The sequence below is a fragment of the Paenibacillus sp. Pae15 genome (assembly GCF_024519685.1).
GTDB lineage: Bacteria > Bacillota > Bacilli > Paenibacillales > NBRC-103111 > Paenibacillus_G > Paenibacillus_G naphthalenovorans.
Genome location: NZ_JALJRM010000001.1, coordinates 16,783 through 29,852 on the forward strand (window position 1 = coordinate 16,783; position 13,070 = coordinate 29,852).

The 13,070-nt window shown below is 49.0% G+C and carries 12 protein-coding genes; 4 read left to right on the plus strand and 8 right to left on the minus strand.

Annotated elements, in window-relative coordinates; all coding sequences use genetic code 11:
• Positions 1-64 precede the first annotated feature (64 nt).
• Positions 65-1,219 (plus strand): glycosyltransferase family 4 protein, encoded by a 1,155-nt coding sequence (locus NR121_RS00075; protein ID WP_306274219.1) that lies wholly within the window; start codon positions 65-67, stop codon positions 1,217-1,219.
• A gap of 131 nt (positions 1,220-1,350) precedes the next feature.
• Here the strand turns inward: NR121_RS00075 and NR121_RS00080 are convergent, their stop codons facing one another.
• From NR121_RS00080 to NR121_RS00090, 3 genes are read right to left on the minus strand one after another with little or no spacing between them, the layout of a single operon-like run.
• The gene (locus tag NR121_RS00080) at positions 1,351-3,111 is read right to left on the minus strand and encodes a stalk domain-containing protein (protein ID WP_256830046.1); all 1,761 of its coding nucleotides are present in this window, start codon (positions 3,109-3,111) and stop codon (positions 1,351-1,353) included.
• A gap of 24 nt (positions 3,112-3,135) precedes the next feature.
• On the minus strand, positions 3,136-4,854 hold the full coding sequence (locus NR121_RS00085; protein WP_062408290.1) for a stalk domain-containing protein: 1,719 nt from the start codon (positions 4,852-4,854) through the stop codon (positions 3,136-3,138).
• Complete coding sequence (locus tag NR121_RS00090; protein ID WP_054817264.1) at positions 4,851-5,393, minus strand: GrpB family protein; 543 nt, start codon at positions 5,391-5,393, stop codon at positions 4,851-4,853. Before NR121_RS00090 ends, NR121_RS00085 begins: the two co-directional genes overlap by 4 nt.
• A 213-nt stretch (positions 5,394-5,606) precedes the next feature.
• Between NR121_RS00090 and NR121_RS00095 the strand changes: the two genes are divergently transcribed.
• Positions 5,607-5,954 (plus strand): hypothetical protein, encoded by a 348-nt coding sequence (locus NR121_RS00095; protein WP_054817263.1) that lies wholly within the window; start codon positions 5,607-5,609, stop codon positions 5,952-5,954.
• A gap of 61 nt (positions 5,955-6,015) precedes the next feature.
• Here the strand turns inward: NR121_RS00095 and NR121_RS00100 are convergent, their stop codons facing one another.
• The 4 genes from NR121_RS00100 to NR121_RS00115 are packed head-to-tail and all read right to left on the minus strand — an operon-like array spanning position 6,016 to position 9,592.
• On the minus strand, positions 6,016-6,906 hold the full coding sequence (locus NR121_RS00100) for a metal ABC transporter permease (RefSeq protein ID WP_256830048.1): 891 nt from the start codon (positions 6,904-6,906) through the stop codon (positions 6,016-6,018).
• Entirely contained in the window at positions 6,903-7,832 is a 930-nt protein-coding gene (locus tag NR121_RS00105; protein WP_054817262.1) for a metal ABC transporter permease, read from the minus strand. The genes NR121_RS00100 and NR121_RS00105 overlap by 4 nt, the downstream gene beginning before the upstream one ends.
• Positions 7,833-7,837: 5 nt before the next feature.
• Positions 7,838-8,599, minus strand: coding sequence for a metal ABC transporter ATP-binding protein (locus NR121_RS00110; protein ID WP_054817261.1), 762 nt, complete (start codon positions 8,597-8,599; stop codon positions 7,838-7,840).
• A gap of 24 nt (positions 8,600-8,623) precedes the next feature.
• Entirely contained in the window at positions 8,624-9,592 is a 969-nt protein-coding gene (locus NR121_RS00115) for a metal ABC transporter solute-binding protein, Zn/Mn family (RefSeq protein WP_062408287.1), read from the minus strand.
• 298 nt (positions 9,593-9,890) lie between these two features.
• On the opposite strand from NR121_RS00115, the gene NR121_RS00120 reads away from it, so the two are divergent.
• Positions 9,891-10,718 carry a hypothetical protein gene (locus NR121_RS00120; protein ID WP_062408286.1) on the plus strand — a complete coding sequence of 276 codons (828 nt, stop codon included), beginning with the start codon at positions 9,891-9,893 and terminating at the stop codon, positions 10,716-10,718.
• Between the two features lie 120 nt (positions 10,719-10,838).
• On the opposite strand, the gene NR121_RS00125 is transcribed toward NR121_RS00120, so the two are convergent.
• Positions 10,839-11,837, minus strand: a complete 999-nt coding sequence (locus tag NR121_RS00125; protein WP_256830061.1) for a glycosyltransferase family 2 protein — start codon at positions 11,835-11,837, stop codon at positions 10,839-10,841.
• Positions 11,838-11,852: 15 nt separating this feature from the next.
• On the opposite strand from NR121_RS00125, the gene NR121_RS00130 reads away from it, so the two are divergent.
• The gene (locus NR121_RS00130; protein ID WP_256830062.1) at positions 11,853-13,031 is read left to right on the plus strand and encodes a glycosyltransferase family 4 protein; all 1,179 of its coding nucleotides are present in this window, start codon (positions 11,853-11,855) and stop codon (positions 13,029-13,031) included.
• Positions 13,032-13,070: the final 39 nt, after the last annotated feature.

Genomic DNA, 13,070 nt, shown 5'->3' on the forward strand with positions numbered 1-13,070 from the left:
CCTCTGACAATGGATTGATAAATATGAGGTATTTTAAACCTATATCCAATTGTTGAGGAGGGGTATGATGCGAATTGCTTTATTCTCCGACACCTTTTGGCCCCAAATGAACGGGGTTGCATTGACGTTAAAAAGACTGGTCGAACATCTGGAAAAACGAAATATTTCACTCCGGATTTTTGTGCCCAAATGCACGGAGGAGGATTTTTTCACAAGCAATATCCTGTCTTTTAGCAGCCTCCCCTTCATCCTCTATCCGGAATGCCGGATTGCGCTTCCCAATTATTTCACGATCCACAGCCAGCTCCAGCAATTTCAACCCGACCTGATCCATATCGCCACGCCCTTTAATATAGGGCTTTGCGGACTTTATTATGGGAGAAAATATGCTATTCCTCACGTTGCCTCTTACCATACGCACTTTGACCGCTATCTGAATTATTATCACCTGCAATTCGCCTCTTCCCTGTTATGGCGCTATATCCGCTGGTTCCACCAATCGTGTCTGGCCACCTTTGTTCCGTCCGTTGAAACGGCCGAAAAATTGGAAGAACATGGAATTCGAGACGTGGCCTTATGGAAGCGCGGAGTGGACTGCCGTCTTTTCAACCCCGATAAAAAAACCGGATTGATCCGCGAAAAATATAAGATCGACGAACGTTATATTTTCCTATATGTTGGCCGTTTGGCACCTGAGAAGGATTTGGACATTTTGCTTGAAACGATGAAGAAATTACCCGATTATGTTAGCGGCAATGTCCGCTGGCTGTTGGTCGGCGACGGCCCGCTGTTGAAAGATTTGAAAGCGGAAGCCCCATCGAATGTTACTTTTACCGGTTATATGAAAGGAGAGAATCTAGCCGAACTGTATGCGTCGGCCGACTTGTTCGTATTCCCTTCCGGCACCGAAACCTTTGGCAATGTGGTACTGGAATCTATGGCATCAGGCACTCCCGTCATCGGAGCCAAAGCTGGCGGGGTACAGGAAATCATTCAACACGGCAAAACCGGCCTGTTATGTCCTCCCCGTAATTCCGATGCTTTCGCAAATGCGATTACATCTATGCTGGAACATCCGGACCGGTTATGGGATTTTGGCCAGGAAAGCAGGCTTTACGCCCTTTCCCAATCGTGGGAAGCTATTTTTGACGATCTCCTCCTCCGATACATTGAAATCCTGAACGCTGACCCCACAAAACGAAAAACCTTTTCCGCTTGATTATAGGGGAGATAAGAAAACGATATGCGGAAACCTCACGGACCTCCCGCGGTCTGTATATTCGACTAAAAAAGGAGCGCTGACCCGAGGTCGGCACTCCTTTATCACCGTTTAGAGGCGGTACCCTTGTTTTATTTACGATTAAGCGGATAAAAAATGACGTCGATCGGGAACGCCGATCCCGAGGCCGGAGAAAATTCCAGATCCAGCGACGGTTCGGTCCCATTCGTCCTGGCAATGATCGTATATCCCTGATAATCCATCATGACGCCCGACGGCGGGGCTTGAACGATTTTGCCATTCACCAGGAACGGACCTCTAAACACGCCGCCGCGCGGAAGAATCAGCACGGACATTTTCGGCGGAGCATCGATATGGATTTTGTAAACCACCCCGTAGTTGCCCAGATTGAGCGCAGGCTTCTGGCTGAAGAAGTCCGTACCGGTCACAAATTGATCCGACGTGCCGTCGCCGATCGCGAAGCTCGAAGGCCTCCGGATCGAGGAAGCATCGATGTTCCATTGCACTTCCGAACCGCTGAACGTCCCTCGGACATTCCCTTTATAAGCCAATCTCGGGAATACGCCGATCGTATCGAGCCCATCCTCCTGCTCCATCGCTGCGAATGAAAAATACACCTCACCGTCCGTCTCTACATCATAGAGCACATTCATCCCTTGTCCAGGGTAGAAATCAGGCATGACTTTATAATAAGCCGTTTCGTACGGCCTGAGCACCATCGTTTCCACAGCCCTTTTCCCTTGCAGAAACTCAATCGTCGGTTCATTGCCCATCAGGTTAGCGTAGATCGAAGGGTACACCTCCCCTTGATTGGTCGTCTTGATCGTAACACTGCGGACAGGATCGCTATTTCGTACAATGATGGCAAATTTCATTTTTCGATCCGTACCGTTGACATGGGTTGCATACAACCGGGCTTTATCGTTGACTTTCTCCTGGTACAAAAAGCCTTTCTCCGTAAACGTCTCCGGACTGTCGCTCACAATCAGAGGACGGTCCGCAGGCTTCTGCTCCTGCTTGGGAATCTGCGGGATGCCGCGCAAATATTTGCGAAGCACCGCTTCTTCCTCCCGGACGTAGGTCCCAACAGGCGCGTAATATACCTTGTGCTCAAACGCATCCAAGTAAGGCTCGTTCTTGACGAGTATATTGCGGGAATACGTATCGCTGACATTGCCAAGGCTGTCTTTTACCGTGAGAGAAACCTTGTACAGTCCCGGAGTGAAAATCGCCTGCGCATTACCGATCCATTGAATGTCTCTTAGTTCCGTTCCCTTCGGATCATAGCTGAGATTGCTGTAATGAATCGGTTCGCCGATCCGGTACGCTTCCTTGTCCACGGTGAATTTGGCAACAGGCTTGACATTCGGCGCCGCATCGTTGGTAAACCGCGTCCGGTTCGCCTCCGGCTTGACATAGCGCAGCTCGACCCGTTTCAGCTCATGATCGACCTTGCCATGAAAAGCAATATATTGCTGCAGCGCGGCCATTTCAATGTACAGCCGATTTCCCTGAAGCTCGGCATCGGTGCCCCACTTGCGGCCTGTACCGTTCTCAAGAACCGTCCGGTCGGCAAGCGAGTACTCCAGATAAGCCTTTGGCGTCGTGATTTGCACCGCCTGCCTGTCTCCGTCCCACTTCACCGGAATGCCAAACCAGTTGTTCAGCTCTGCGGCAGGCAAGTAAATCCTTCCGTCGAGTTCAAGCGTTGCCGCTTGAGCCTGCGTTTTCGATCCGTTGATATAAACTGCCGTACTGCCGGGATAAAGGATCAAGTGACTGTCCTCCGGGGCAGCCGAGGCTTGTCCGCTCACGACCCCTATCGCGATAGCGGCAGCAAATGTCAGCCACAGTTGACGTAATGGTTGCATCAGCGCATGAATTCCTTTCTATGTTTACTTATTATCTTTCAAAGGATAAAAAATCCATTCGACCGGAGACGTGCTGCCGGGAGCGGCCAACCATTCGATATGTACTTCGGACTCCCTGCCCTCCGGCCGGTAAACCACAAAAATGCCGTCCTGATCCGTGAGGCCGCCTTGAGGCAAAGCCAGCACCCGGCCATTTACTTTTAAGATGCCGTCGACATAGCCATCCTTCGCCCGAAAGGCAATGACGGCTTGATGCGGTTGGTACAAGTACAAGGAATACACCGTACCTCTGTCGGAGGTCTGAGGGGTGTCCGGCGTCCATTTGGACAACACCGGCAAGCTCTTCCCGTCGATATCCGCGTCAAGACGTATATCAGCTGCATCATTAACGGTCCCGACGGCACCTGCTCCGAAATAGGAGTCATAAGGCTGCATGGTTTCGGTTTTGTCCGCCTTCATGACGACAAAGCTGATTTCCGCCAGACCGTCCGCCTCGATGTCCTGAATCGCAGCAAAGCCCTGCCCCGGCTCAAGAGCGACCTGTTTTAATACCGCCGTTTCCCCCGGTTTCACCTCGATGCTTTCCTTCAAGGCCGGCTGGGTCATATAATTGACCGCCGCTTCTTTGGTATTAGCCCGATGCAAGAGGGTCGGCTGAAGCAGTCCTTCACGCGTGATATGTACCGTTCGAGTCTGGCTTGGGTCCGGATTATGTATGACCGCTGCGAACTGCACCTTTTCCTCCATTCCGTTGCTGTGGTGCATAAATAGGCGGGCTTTACCGTTTACGGATTGCTTCCCAATGAGTCCCGGATTTCGAATGATTTGACTTTCCCCGCTGATAATTCGCTTTCTCTCCGTGGACTTCGTCACCATAGCCGGTAGCTGAGGGGCACCGGATAGCGCACGATTCCATTGTTCGGCTTCATCCTTGATGACGCTGCCTGCCGGCCGGGTATACCAGGGAAATTCCGATGCGCTTAAATAGGGCTCATCGATCACCTTCACGCTCTGGACTGCAGGCTCGCTCCAATTCCCGTTCCCGTCGCGCACCTGCAAGGTAACGGAGTAGATCCCCGGTTCAAAGAAGGCCGGCTGGTTGCCGGTCCATCGATATTCCGGAAGCCCTTCGGCGTCGGGGTCATAGCTCAAATCAATATAAGAAACCGGCTCGCCGAGCCGATAAGACGGCTTATCGGTAGTAAATACAGCGATGGGACGTGAATTCGGCAAGGTGTCCTCGGAGTAGCCCGATTCCCGATAGGCGGTATCCGTCGGCTGCACGTAGACGATGTCCACACGGCCGGGATCCGGTTGAAATGCATATTGCACTTGCAAGTAGGGCGCGATCCAGCTCAGCTTGACCAGCAGTGCTCCATCACTTATAAAGGCTGTCTCCTTCAAAGGCATCGAAGCTCCGTTGACACGGACCGTCTGGCGCGCCAAGTCCCACTCCAAATAGGCGCTTGGCGTGGTAAGTCCCGCCGTCCTGCGCTCCTCGTTCCACTTCAACTCCAGTCCAAGCTGCTGCGCAGCCCAACGAACCGGGATGTAGAAGCTTCCGTCCACGATCCGAGCCGCCGTCTCTAAAGATACGGCCGAACCGTTGACCGCCGCGGATAATTGCTCATCCTGCAGCTGCAAATGCAGCTTGGTGCCGGATACTTGAGCTGACGCCGGATGCTCCCGGGCCGCCAAAAGCGCTAAGATCAGAGTCAATGATAGCAGGTGTTTCTTGTTCAAGAACCTATTTCTCCTTTCGTGTTTTGCTTCAAAACCCATTTCATGGATTGCTCCACGATTTGCGCAACCCATGATTCCTTGCCTTCTTGATATTTATGTACATTATCCGGAAACGCTTCAGCCAATGTTCTTTTTAGCTCACCGTATTTTTTCGCGACTTCCGGGTGTGCAAGTAAGTATTCTTTAAAATTCAGATGTCTATCAATATGTATATTTCCATTCCCGTATATATGTACATGATGGGTTCTGGCATCCCCTCCCTTTGTAAAATAGCGTCTTCCGGCAATTCCTTGCTCGCCCCTGCAGGCGTATCCGATCGCAGCCATTTCATGATTGTACAAGTCGACCTTATGAATATCTCTGACGATTACCAATATATCAATAATCGGTTTAGCATATCCTATTTGCGGAACGGATGTACTCCCGATATGATAGATGTCTATCATTTCGTCTATGAATATGCGTTTGATTTTTTCCGATTCCGAACGGTACATTTCGTTCCAACGTTCAGTCCACGCAACGATATCTGTTTTCCGCATATACGCCTCCATCCCATGTTCTCTGTATTAGTCCCACTAGATTGTACCATGAATTTGGTTTATTGCGGCGGCAGTCGTTACATTTTTTTAACAAGGGGCAAGAAATTGTGGCATTATTTTACATAACATGTGTTTTTTGTATAAATGCAATTTTGTTGGGTACAGTAAAGATGAGGCCGGGCTTCTTCTTCATCCCAATCAAGGAGGTTCAAAATGTATTATTTATACAGCGGGCTTTTACTCTTAACTGGATTATTCAGCGTCAATTTTATCTATGGTTATCAAAGCAAACATATCGATCCGCATTTTTGGGCTACTTTAAAGTATCAATTGCTTGTGCTCCCTCTGTTCCTGTTCATTAATCTGTGTATCGGGTATGGCATTAAATTTGGCTACAAGGCCATAGGAAACCTTTCTTACGTGCTTGTCGCATCCAAAGGCCTCGAAATCCTCATCTCCCTATTGATCGGGTTTATCTTATTGAAAGAAATACCGACTTGGAAAACATGGATAGGCCTTTCTCTTGTCCTTGCCGGTTTTGCTATTGCCAAAATCAAATAAAAGCAATGCAATGGCCGCCGCAAAACACGAACCCCCGCATCTTTCGATACGGGGGTTCGTGTTATATCTCAGAGTTTGCTTGCTGCAGCCGGTGTTTTTGGCGAAGGATTCTTGGCACCACCCCGTGGGTAGGCGAAAACAGGATCGCAAGCATCAGGAACGCGCCCGCTACCGTAATCATGCTGGCCGCGATGGAAGCGTCCAGCCATTTGGCCAAGTAGTACCCCGCAACCGCACTGGCCGAGCCAATCAGAACGCTGTATACGATCATCCGGCTCAGCACTTCCGTTATCAAATAAGCGGCCAATGGCGGTACGACGAGCATGCCGACCACAAGGATGGCCCCGACGCTCTCGAAGGAGGCGACCGTCGTCACCGAGACGAGCCCCATCAGCAAGTAATGGAACAACGCTACCGGAATGCCGACTGCCGCAGCGAGTCCCGGATCGAACGAGCACACCTTGAACTGCTTGTAAAACAATCCGATGACAGCCACATTGAGAACCAGAGCCAAACCGACCAGCCAGACGGCTTTGGGTCCGATGTCGACGCCCAACAGCTCGATCGTATTCCAGGGGACATAGGCGATTTCTCCGTAGAGAACACAGTCGAGATCCAGATCGATATTGCGTGTGTACAAGCTCACCAACATGATACCTACCGCAAATAATGCCGTAAATACCACTCCGATGGAGGCGTCCGATTGCACGCCGCTCTGTTGGAACATCTGGATCAGGAATACGGTCAGCAGCCCGAGTGCGGCAGCTCCGAGCATCATCGCCACGGAATCCCGGCTTCCGCTGATGAGAAAAGCGATGACGATGCCGGGCAAAACCGAATGGCTGATGGCATCGCCGATCATCGCCATTTTGCGCAGCACAAGAAAGCAGCCGACGACACCGCAAGCGCTCGCCACCAATACGCCGGTCAGAATGACATACAACGTATTCACGCCGATTCCCCCTCCCGGACTGTGATCGGACTTTCGATCATCATCCTCCGTTTCACCGCAAGACGGGTCAGCAGTTTCGAAAGCATCCCTCTTCGGGGAGCAAAAACAACCGATACGACAAACAATCCGGTCGCGCAAAGGACGCTGAGCGGTCCCGTCGGCAAATTGGCGCCTGCCGTGCTGATCCATGTGCCGACCAAACCGGAAACCGCTCCGAACACGCCGGCCAAGCACATCATTACGCCGAGCTTTTCTGTCCAATAACGGGCCGACACCGCCGGAGTAATGAGCAGCGCAGCCATCAGAACGACGCCGACCGCTTGAATTCCGGCAACAACGGCTACGACGATCATAACCATAATGGCCTGATCGAGCAGCCCGACGGGCAAGCCGAGTCCTCTGGCGAATCCCGGATCGAAGCTGATCAACTTAAACTCCTTAAACAGAAGCGTGCACATACCGATGAGCAGAACAGAGATGATCGTCATCGTATATACGTCGGATAATACCATCGTGGCCGCCTGCCCAAACAAGAATTTGTCCAGTCCGCTCTGATTGCCGCTGCCGCTGTGCTGAATTTCAGTCAACAGCATGATGCCGAAACCGAAAAATACGGACAAAACCGCCGCGATGGCCGAGTCCTGTTTGATGCGTGTGTAGCGGGTCATGAAGCCGATCGCGAGCGTGGCAACCACGCCGGCGACCGCCGCCCCGATCAGGAAGCCGAAAATCGATTTCGAACCGGTCAGCATAAAGGCGATGCATACGCCCGGCAAAGCCGCATGCGCCAGCGCGTCGCCCATGAGCGATTGCTTGCGCAAATAGGCGAAACTGCCGATGATGCCGCTGCCCAGGCCCAAAAGCATGCACCCCAGCAGAATCCATGTGGTGTTCGGATCGGCAAACATGTTCAACCAACTGTTCATTCCTGTCACCTCGATTGGATCAGTATCGGTTCGTCATCGCGGTCCAAAATGGTTAACTTGCCGCCATACGTCCGCTGCAGATTAGGCTTGGTGAAGACCGTTTCCGTCGGACCGAACTCGATTATATGAACGTTAAGCAGCATGACCCAGTCGAAATATTCTTTGACTGTAGCCAGGTCATGGTGGACGACAAGTACCGTCTTCCCCTGCCGCTTCAACTCACCAAGCAGCGTAATAATCGCTTTCTCGGTAGCGGCATCCACTCCGACGAACGGTTCATCCATAAAGTACAGCTGCGCATCCTGCGCAAGCGCCCTCGCCAGGAAGATCCGCTGCTGCTGTCCGCCGGAAAGCTGGCTGATTTGCCGGTCGGCGTAATCGGTCATCCCAACCTTGGCCAAACATTCGAGCGCAATCCGTTTTTCCTCCGTACCGGGACGTTTAAACCACCCCAGATGCCCGTATCTTCCCATCATCACGACATCCAGCGCATTTGTCGGAAAATCCCAATCTACCGATTCCCGCTGCGGTACATAGCCGACCAGCATCCTTTGATCTTTATAGGGTTTGCCGTAAATCGTCACGTCTCCGGCAAGCCGGGGAATCAGACCGAGCGCCGCTTTGATCAGCGTCGATTTCCCCGCCCCGTTCGGACCGACGATGCCGATCAGCTTTCCTTCCGGCGCTTCGAACGTTACATTGCGGAGAACCGGCTTTTTCTGATAAGCGACGGACATGTTGCTTACCACCAAAGGTGAATGTCTCATATTGCTGCTTCTCCTCCTATTTGTTTATTTCAAAGCTTTCACGATCGTATCGACGTTATGCCGAACCATGCCGATATAGGTTCCCTCCGGCGTTCCCTCCTCACCCATGGCGTCGGAGAACAGTTCCCCGCCGATCACAATCGTGTGGCCTTTTTCCTTCGCGCCCTGAATGACGGCGTCGATCGCTTTGCGCGGTACGCTCGATTCGATGAAGACCGCTTTGATTTTGTTATTGACCAGATAGTCCCGCAATTCGGTCACATCTTTGGTTCCGGCTTCCGAAGCGGTGCTGATTCCCTGCAGGCCCATCACTTTGATCGAATAGGCATCGCCGAAATAACCGAACGCATCGTGAGCCGTCACGAGCACACGCTGCCCCTCGGGAATGGACGCGATTTGTTCCTTGGCATAGGCATCCAGCTCCTTAAGCTTCGCCAAATATTCTTCCGTGTTTTTCTTGTAAGCATCAGCATGGGCCGGATCGAACTTGACCAGTTCGTCACGAACCGTCTCTGCAGCGGTCATCCAATGCCGGACATTGAACCAGATGTGCGGATCGTGCTCGGTTCCTTGCTCCGGGTCGCCCGCTCTGAGCTTTGAAACCGGGATGTTTTTCGACACCGCAACCGTCGGCTTATCCTTGGCCATCTTTTCGAAAATCTCAACCATTTTCCCTTCCAGATGCAGGCCGTTATAGAAAATGATTTGTGCTTGATCCAGCTTGCCAATGTCTCCTTCGGATGCCTTGTACAGATGGGGATCCACACCCGCCTTCATGATTCCCGTAACTTCCACGTGTTCTCCTCCGACATTTTTAACGATGTCCGTAATCATGCCGATCGTAGTCGTCGCCTTCACTTTTCCCCCGGAAGAGGCTTCGTCTGTCGTGGTCTCTTTGGCTCCGCAAGCATTCAGAACGACCACTGCCGCAAGCACGGTCACTACAAAAGCCAGCTTCGCCAATGATTTGCGAAATCTTCGTACCGAATTCATGTTTCATCCACTCCCTCAAATGTTTATGTAGGACAAACTTTTTTATTCAGGCAATTAAATTGCCCTAAGTCGACAATATAGAGTATACACAATATTTTTGCCTTTGTGCAATATATTTGTTAAAATTTACATGGTCATATGAACGATGGAGAAATTTTCGCTTTAAAAATCGAACACACCCAATGATTTTGAGCCACTATCGCATATGATGGTGGTAAAGCCAATTCATTGGATTAAACACATCCCAAAAGAAATCAAAGACCTGCTTCCCTTTGGAGGCAAACGGGGAGGAATAACATTGCCAAAATGGTTAATTGCTTGTGTCGGAGAAAATAATCGCCTATTTCACTTTAGAATGCTCACGTTATTTAAAACGATTAAAACCTTTGGAGGTGAATTAGCAAAAGCAAAATTAGCAGCCTGTTTCGTTGATGAGGCGGATCAGTCCATTTCTCATGAGCTGGACAAGATGGGCGTTCATATCCATATCGTGAAACCCTACCACAGCAATTTACAACGGCACTGCAACAAAATTAGAATGCTTGAAATCGAGGACGACTATGATGTTATGGTGGCGCTGGACTGTGATACTGCCGTAACCCGGGATTTTTCTGCAGAAATTTCTGCAGATACGATCCGTCGCTGCGATTCGTTACTCGATCCGCTCGATATCAATGAATGGAAATATATGTATGGTTATTTTGGTCTGGCCATGCCAAATGATGAAATGGCCGTTCATGCCAACAGCGCGGTCCTTTTCATCCCAAGAAAGGATGTACGCAATCTAAGAAATGCATGGCTGCATTATGCCAACTTGATTACCGACACGTTTCATTCTAACGAGCAATGGTCCAGGTTTGCCCAACACAAATACTACACGGATCAATTCGCGCTCTCCATGGCTTTGGCAGATCTAAAAGCAGACGTACAATTGCTGCCTGCTGAATTTAACATTCATATTAATGGGGCTTATCAAGGCTGGGCTGATCAGCTTCATCCATATATTCTCAGTTACCACCACAATGTAACCGAGGATGGGAAGCTGAAAACGACGGGGATGACCGTGCCGGATCAATATATAAGCAAGGTGAATGCGATCTTGGGAAATCATTCGCAATCAGGCTGAAGCGGCCTTAGTCTTCAGATAAACCAGGGATCGTTTTTACGATAAAAATCCCAATATGACAGACTGTATAAGGGCTCCCCTCGGCGGCCTGTCATATTGGGATTCAAGTTGAACCGGCGTTTATATAATGACTCTGGATTTATAGCGTTTGGTGCGTGCGGCAACGGAACACCAGCTTAAAAGGGTATCGTCCTCTTCTTTCCATGTATGGCTATCTTTATTGCTTCTTCTCAGATAAACCAGATTATACTTATCTGCCGAAAAGATTTTAAACCCTTTTTCCATGCTGTCTTGACAAAAATATACATCCTCGTTAATGGAAACATCCCGATTCCGAACGTGTTCATACACTTTTCTTTTTACGATTTTTTTCCCGCCATCTAAGAATGAATCGGCATCCAAATATTTATATTCTTGAAATCTGTTCCGGATGGCAAGGATTTGTTTGGTTTCCAGATATAAATAATAGGTGAGCTTCCCGACAATATCGGCATCCGTGTATTGAAAGGCATGCATCAGATCGGTCAAATAATGCGGAGCATAAAAATCATCGTCATCAAAGGTGGCAATATAATCATAACGGGCCTTTTCTACGGCAAAATTGTAACAATATCCCAAAGAGGCTTCTTGAGGCAATTGGTAAACGGATACATGATCATATCTCTTGGCCCTTCTCTTCCACCTATGGACGTCCATATCATCCCGGTTTAAGATGATAATGAGCTCTTTGATGCTCCAACATTGATTTTGATAATTCTGAAATATATTACCTATAAAATCCGGTTTATTCGTACAAGTGATCATCGTAACACCTTCCATAGGGCCTTTTGAAAATCTGTCTCTTAACCCCATCAAGAAACATTTGCCGTAATCCGGAATATCCAAAAGCTCTGATATACTCTTTTTTTCATCCTCAGCAGATTTAATGGCAACTATACTTTTGAATAACCGTTCGATGGATTGTGTTGTTGGACCCATGCCATCCTCACCTTTTCTTTGATGTGTAATATGATATGAAATAAATGAGTGTAAGGAGACGTAACAACCTGCCAATCGATGCCTAATTCCATTAACCATGCCTGGTATGCCGGCCTTAAACAAGGAATAAACGACATGCATTGCGAGGTGTGCTCATTGAGAAACCTGTTGGTGATGAATCATTTCCCCACCATTTTCCCTCCGGATACCGGCGGCGTGCTTCGATATTTTCACATTTACCATCAATTAAGCCAATGCTATGATATTACATTATTATCCCAGAAATTTACACCAAAGGTGGAGGTTATCCATTACTCCGATACGTTTAGAGAGTTCAGAATGCCCGTGGAAGATGCTCATTATCGGATTACCGAACAATTGAAGTCTGAAGGTACAGGACCGGAATTCTCTACTCATGCCGCTCTGTGTTGTGCCCTCATCGACGAACCTGCACGTACATTCCTCCACTACTATCATCGCCTTTATCCAACCGCGGATATCATCATTCATGACTCCCCTTTCTTACTGAAACATGACGTTCATTTCGGTTCGGATCACAAACCGAGGATATACAACAGCCATAACCTCGAATCCGAATTTGCAAAGCATGTTTGGTATGGAGCGCGTTCTCATGACTATATTAAACTCGTAACCCGGCTGGAAGAAACACTGGTTCGGCAGGCCACGCTGGTTTTCGCAACGTCGGAACAGGAAAGAGACGGCTTTATCAAGGCCTTTTCATCCGATCCTTCCAAAATCAAAATTGCGCCAAATGGAATTCATCCCGGAGCATGGAAGCCAAGAATAAAGAAGCGGACCGGCAATGCAAGGGTAACAGCCTTTTTTATCGGGAGTATGCATCAACCGAATATTGAGATTGTACATTTTATTATTTCTCAATTGGCAGACCTGTGCGGACATATGGATTTTATCATCGCCGGTCCATGTGGTGATGATTTTTCCCATGTGGATAAGAAAAATATAAACATATTGGGTCAAATTGATGAAAAAGAAAAATTGCAGCTATTTTCCGAAGTGAATATCGCTATTAATCCCGCATCTTTTGGTACTGGGACAAATATAAAAACATTGGAATTTTTGTCTGCCGGAATTCCATTGGTTTCTACCCAAGTGGGTGTAAGAGGTTTACATCTCGTCCAGGGAACACATTATCTCCATGCTGAAAAGGAGAATTTTGCAATGACTTTAAACCGAATATCAGGAAATAAAGCTTTACTGGAAAAAATCGCCCTCCATGGGCAGAGCTATGTAAACCAAACATACAGCTGGGAAGGAATTGCGAAAAAGCTGAAGGAGCAAATCGATTCTTTATAACCGATCCTTTGGCTGCCGGTTTGCAATAAGGAGGCTCAA

Excerpts from the sequence above, each read along its gene's own strand:
- NR121_RS00095 (WP_054817263.1), top strand. The coding sequence starts at position 5,607 with ATGTATTATTTATACAGCGGGCTTTTACTCTTAACTGGATTATTCAGC.
- NR121_RS00125 (WP_256830061.1), bottom strand. The coding sequence starts at position 11,837 with ATGCATGTCGTTTATTCCTTGTTTAAGGCCGGCATACCAGGCATGGTT.
- NR121_RS00110 (WP_054817261.1), bottom strand. The coding sequence starts at position 8,599 with ATGAGACATTCACCTTTGGTGGTAAGCAACATGTCCGTCGCTTATCAG.
- NR121_RS00115 (WP_062408287.1), bottom strand. The coding sequence starts at position 9,592 with ATGAATTCGGTACGAAGATTTCGCAAATCATTGGCGAAGCTGGCTTTT.
- NR121_RS00075 (WP_306274219.1), top strand. The coding sequence starts at position 65 with ATGATGCGAATTGCTTTATTCTCCGACACCTTTTGGCCCCAAATGAAC.
- NR121_RS00080 (WP_256830046.1), bottom strand. The coding sequence starts at position 3,111 with ATGCAACCATTACGTCAACTGTGGCTGACATTTGCTGCCGCTATCGCG.
- NR121_RS00090 (WP_054817264.1), bottom strand. The coding sequence starts at position 5,393 with ATGCGGAAAACAGATATCGTTGCGTGGACTGAACGTTGGAACGAAATG.
- NR121_RS00105 (WP_054817262.1), bottom strand. The coding sequence starts at position 7,832 with ATGAACAGTTGGTTGAACATGTTTGCCGATCCGAACACCACATGGATT.